Origin of the sequence: uncultured Dialister sp., from assembly GCF_937959425.1 — a bacterium.
In the GTDB taxonomy this organism is placed as follows: domain Bacteria; phylum Bacillota; class Negativicutes; order Veillonellales; family Dialisteraceae; genus Dialister.
In genome coordinates, this window is the sequence record NZ_CALGPS010000026.1 from 1 (window position 1) to 5,134 (window position 5,134).

Sequence of the window (5,134 nt, forward strand, 5' to 3'; positions counted from 1 at the left end):
GAACAACTTTTGAGAAAAATGATTCGCGGAACTTTATTGTGCCCCCGCTTGCGGGGTGGCAAAGGAACTGGATTCGTAGGGAGCCGTAGGCGACTGAGAATCTAGTGACATGCTTCCCTTTGGGGAAAGGTGGTGGCGCCAGCCACCAAAGGGGGGCCTCTTTTCCCTCGCCCGCAGGCGCGGTTGTATGGTTTTACTAGCTCACTAGCTCACTAAATCGGTTTTATTTATTTATACTGGCACCCCTATATTTCCAAAAGGCGCCCACCAACTGCCGCCGCAGGCGGCCCCCGATCCCGATCTTCGATCCCAGCTGCTCCGCGGCTGCACGCTCACCAAGGCCGACAGCCGATAGCCGACACTATCCCCATTCCCCTATTCTTAATGTCCTATCCGTTTATTTTTGAATTCCATTTCTATCATCTTAATATTTAGACTTCAAAGATTAGAAAATATAAAAAATATTATTGACTTTGTAATAGTGATGTACTAAACTTAAGTCATGCAAAGTACTGCCAAAATCATACAAGTACTTGGGAAACATCTTGTATGTTTTTTGGACTGTACAGAATCCTGGCTCACGGGTAAGCACTGTTTCATTCAGCTTCCCTCAGGAAATTTTCAAAGGAGTGATTTTTCATGAAAAAAAGTATCAAAAGTATTTTAACTGCATCTATGGCAGCTCTCTGTGTCATGGGAATGGGCATGTCCGTTAATGCCTATGAACTGAACCCGGAAGTTAAGGACGTAACCCCGGCTCTCCGCGAAGCTTCCACCGTAGGTGTATGGACCCATGAAAATCCGGCAATGAAAAACGCACCAAACAAAGATGCTATTCTGGTTATGACCTTCGGTACCACCTTCACCGACACCCGTCATAAGACCATTGATGCCGTAGAAAAGGCTATCCAGGAAGCTAACCCGAATGTACCGGTTTACGAAGCTTACACTTCCCATATTATCATCGACCGTGTAAAAGCTAAAGAAGGCATCACCAAGATGACCCCGGAAGAAGCTTTCGCAAAACTGAAAGCCGAAGGATACACCCGCGTTGCCGTCGTTTCCCTGGACGTCATTCCCGGCATGGAATACAGCTATGACTCCGTAGTCACAAAAATGCAGGCTCCGAACTTCAAGAAAATTTCCCTGGCTACCCCTCTCATGTACTTCCAGGGCACCGAAGGCGAACCGGACCAGGTAGTCGATTTCCTGAAAGCCGTTTCCACCCAGTTCCCGAAGATGGGCGCTCATGATGCAACCCTCATCATGGCTCATGGTACTCCCCATCCGGGCAACGCTTACTACAGCGTTATCCAGGACAGACTCCATCAGCTGGGCATGAACAATGTATTTGTTTACTCTGTTGAAGGCCGTCCGAACCTGGAAGATGTCATTCCGAAACTGAAAGCAGGCGGCTACACCCATGTAACCCTCATGCCTATCATGATGGTTGCCGGAGACCATGCAAACAACGATATGGCCGGCTCTGATCCTGACTCCCACAAGAGCCAGCTGGAAGCACAGGGCTTCAAAGTTTCCACCTACATCCACGGCCTTGGTGAAAACAAAGCTGTAAGAGATATCTATGTACAGCGCGCTGATGAAGCACTGGCAGCACTGCAGAAATAATTTGTGGTATGATATGTAAGAGATGATTTGTCTCTACATTAGACCCCTTCGTCATCTCGGCGAAGGGGTTTATTTCATCTTTATGAAATAAAGGAGAACCGAATGAAGAAATTTTTAGCAGCAGCAGCGGCTGCCGCCCTCTGTCTTGCTCTCACAGCCTGCGGAAGCACCAAGTCTGAAGGCGGAAATGGAAATGTCACCTACACCTACAAGGACCAGACCATTACCATGAAAGCACCGCCTAAACGAGTAATAGAGCTCTCTGCTCCCCTGCTTAATATGGCCTATGCCGTAGGCGGCACCTCTGCAGCCCGGCCGGAAACTTCAAGCCCCATTCCTGAAGAGGCGAAATCCCTCCCCACCCTGGGCCATGTACAGAATATCAATATGGAAACTCTGGTAGGCATGAAACCGGACCTGGTGCTTGGCGAAAAGAACCAGAACTCCAAACTGGAATCCCTCTTAAAAAGCAATAAAATCCCCTACCTTCTCATCCAGTATGACGGCATCAATGATAATGTACCTCTTCTGAAATTCATGGGCACCCTCTATGACCAGCAGGCCAAGGCAGACAATGTGATTAAGACCTATGAAGAAGGAGTGAAAGCCATAGAAGACAAAGCCGCTGCCAAAACGCCGGCCAAAGTAGCTGTTCTCCGCGCCACCGGCAAGGATGTGACAGCGGAAACGCCGAAATCCATCTGCGCCTCCATGGTGGAAATGCTTAAAATGGATAACGTCATCACCAGCCACAAGGACATCAAACTGGACAGCAAGACAGTCCCCTACTCCCTGGAGCAGCTCTCAGCCGATGATCCTGACACCATCTTCATCGTAACCATGGGCAAACAGGATGAAATCAACAAAAAGCTGGATGAATCCATGAGAAACAACCCCTCCTGGGCCCACCTGAAGGCGGTGCAGAACAAGCGAGTCTACTTCCTGGAACCGGACCTTTTCCTCATGAACCCCGGCGTAAGGACACCACAGGCCATGGAAAAGCTGTATAACCTGGCTTATGGAGAATAAGATGGAAATAAAAAAGATACCCTTTTGCAGGGTATCTTTTTTCATATATCCGGCCACATAGGGGCCTCACTCCTTTTCCAGCAGTCCATTGATGCAGATCATAGGTCTTCCTTTTCTCATTTCCACATCCGCATCCACATCGAAAACTTCTGCAATGGCTTCGTGGGTCATGACTTCCATCGGCGGGCCGTGGCGCTCTATGACGCCGTTTTCCAGGACAAGAAGATCCGTGGAGTAGCGGACGGCCTGGTTGATTTCATGAAGGACCATGACTACCGTCAGATTTTCTTCCTCGTTCAGTTTGGACACCAGCTCCATCACTTCCAGCTGGTGACAGATATCCAGGTAGGTGGTAGGTTCGTCAAGAATCAGAATCTTCGGTTCCTGGGCCAGGGCCATGGCAATCCATACTCTCTGTCTTTCACCGCCGGAAAGACTGGCTACCAGACGGTCTTTGAGATGGGTGGTATTTGTCTTTTCCATTACTTCCGCCACCACTTCCCTGTCCTTTGTGGAAACGCCGCTCCACCAGTGCTGGTAGGGATAGCGTCCGCAGGAGACCAGTTCTTCGGAGGTCATGTCTTTGGGAACATCATGGAACTGGGGCAGGAATGCCACCACCCGGGCCAGTTCGTTGGAACTGTAGGAGGAAAGAGGGCGGCCTGCGATTTCAATAGACCCTTTCTGAGGTGTCAGATTTCCTGTTACCGTCTTCAAAAGGGTGGATTTACCGCAGCCGTTTCTTCCCAGAAAGGTGACGATGCTTCCTTTTTTAATAACACCGCTGGCACCGCGGAGAACGTGATGATTTCCAAAGGAAACATGAATGTCGGAAATTTTAATGGCAATATCGTTCGTATTCATCATGCGCTCCTCCTTAACAGATACAGGAAGAAAGGCGCGCCCAGGAAGGCCATGATAATACCTGCAGGGATTTCAATGGGCGAGAAAAGCACCCGGCCCAGGGTATCACAGAATACAAGCACTCCCGCTCCCAGTATGGCGGAACCGGGCACTACATACTTGTAGTCCGTACCTATAATCAGTCTCACAATATGAGGCACCACAAGGCCTACAAAGCCGATGAGTCCGGCAATACTGACAGCACCGGCAGCCAGGAGGGCCGCTACGGCAGTCATGGAGAAACGGACTTTTTCCACAGGCACCCCAAGGCCTCTGGCGGTCTCATCGCCAAGGCTGAGGATAGTCAGTGCCTTGCATCCTGCCAGGGCAAGCACAAGGCCCAGCACTGTATAGGGGAAGAGTGCTTCCACCTGGGGCCAGCTTCTGGCAGACAGGCCGCCCACCATCCACAGGAGGGCCCCCTGCACTTTATCGGAATAGAAAACAAGAAGGGCGGAAATACCGCTTCCCAGAAATGCGCTCACTGCCACACCGGCCAGAATAATGCGGCTTGGGCGGATACCGTTTTTCCATGCCAGCGCATAGACGGCAGCGGCGGAAAGCATGGCTCCCACAAAGGCCACCGGTGTCAGAAGGAGGGATGCTTCCGGCATGAAAATCAGCATAATCACCCCGGCCAGGCCGGCGCCGCTGGAAACACCTACAATGCCCGGGTCCGCCAGGGGATTCTTCATGACGGCCTGCAGAATGGCACCGGATACTGCCAGGTTCGCCCCTACCAGAGCGCCTACAATATTCCGGGGAAACCGGATATTCCAAATCACCATTTCATCGGTGGTTGCCACATTTCCCAAAAGGGTATGCAGAATCGTGCCGAAAGAAATGTCCGCCGAACCGAAAATCAGGCTGAAAATCATGGCAAAAGCAGTAAATGCAGCAAACAGGATAATGATAAAAATCCGTAGGCCTTTACTCTTCCCTGTTTCATTTCTCTTTTCTTCCATAGGCATACTCCTCCATAAGAAAAACCGCTTCCAAAATTATAAGGAAGCAGTGGGCTGATTCTTTGAATCGCGCATTGCTTCCTTAACATAGAAATTTCAAAATATCAGTACTATTTAATTATAGCATTTTCTTATACTAATACAAGAGGTATGGGCTTTGAGGGTTCCGGTTCAAAGGGTTTAAAGAGGAGGGTTGACGCCCGCTTCGCGGGCGAAGGTTGTGGATAGCTGCCTGCGGCGGCAATGAGTATAAAGTCAGCGTTACGTGTTACCCATTGTGTCACCAAGGGTACATGACGTAGTGCAAAAGCCTCCTTCCTCTGGAAGGCAGAAGCCCTGCAGAGGGCTTCTGAGCCGGGCTAATATGTGAGCATAGCCTGCACAGTAAGCGAACACCTTAATGCCCGGCCGTTGGTGTCGCCGTAGGCGACGGAGGATAGCGGATTTTCGTAGAAAATCCGAAGACCCAAAGGGGCCTAATGTGACTCTTCCGTGAAATTCCGCCTGCGGCGGCGCCTTTGCACAGCAAAGGCCTATCCTCAGCCCTACCGGGCAGCTCCTTCCTGCGGGTGGCAATCCTGCATAGGATTGCCAAGTCAAGCGACATT

General features: G+C 50.4%; 4 protein-coding genes. 2 read left to right on the plus strand and 2 right to left on the minus strand.

Annotated elements, in window-relative coordinates:
- Positions 1-639: 639 nt before the first annotated feature.
- Both Q0482_RS01080 and Q0482_RS01085 read left to right on the plus strand, forming a co-directional pair.
- Positions 640-1,629 (plus strand): sirohydrochlorin cobaltochelatase, encoded by a 990-nt coding sequence (locus tag Q0482_RS01080; RefSeq protein WP_299142328.1) that lies wholly within the window; start codon positions 640-642, stop codon positions 1,627-1,629.
- 102 nt (positions 1,630-1,731) lie between these two features.
- Entirely contained in the window at positions 1,732-2,658 is a 927-nt protein-coding gene (locus tag Q0482_RS01085; RefSeq protein ID WP_299142330.1) for an ABC transporter substrate-binding protein, read from the plus strand.
- A gap of 66 nt (positions 2,659-2,724) precedes the next feature.
- On the opposite strand, the gene Q0482_RS01090 is transcribed toward Q0482_RS01085, so the two are convergent.
- Both Q0482_RS01090 and Q0482_RS01095 read right to left on the minus strand, forming a co-directional pair.
- Positions 2,725-3,522 carry an ABC transporter ATP-binding protein gene (locus tag Q0482_RS01090; RefSeq protein ID WP_299142333.1) on the minus strand — a complete coding sequence of 266 codons (798 nt, stop codon included), beginning with the start codon at positions 3,520-3,522 and terminating at the stop codon, positions 2,725-2,727.
- Complete coding sequence (locus Q0482_RS01095) at positions 3,522-4,526, minus strand: iron ABC transporter permease (RefSeq protein ID WP_299142332.1); 1,005 nt, start codon at positions 4,524-4,526, stop codon at positions 3,522-3,524. The genes Q0482_RS01090 and Q0482_RS01095 overlap by 1 nt, the downstream gene beginning before the upstream one ends.
- Between the last annotated feature and the right edge of the window lie 608 nt (positions 4,527-5,134).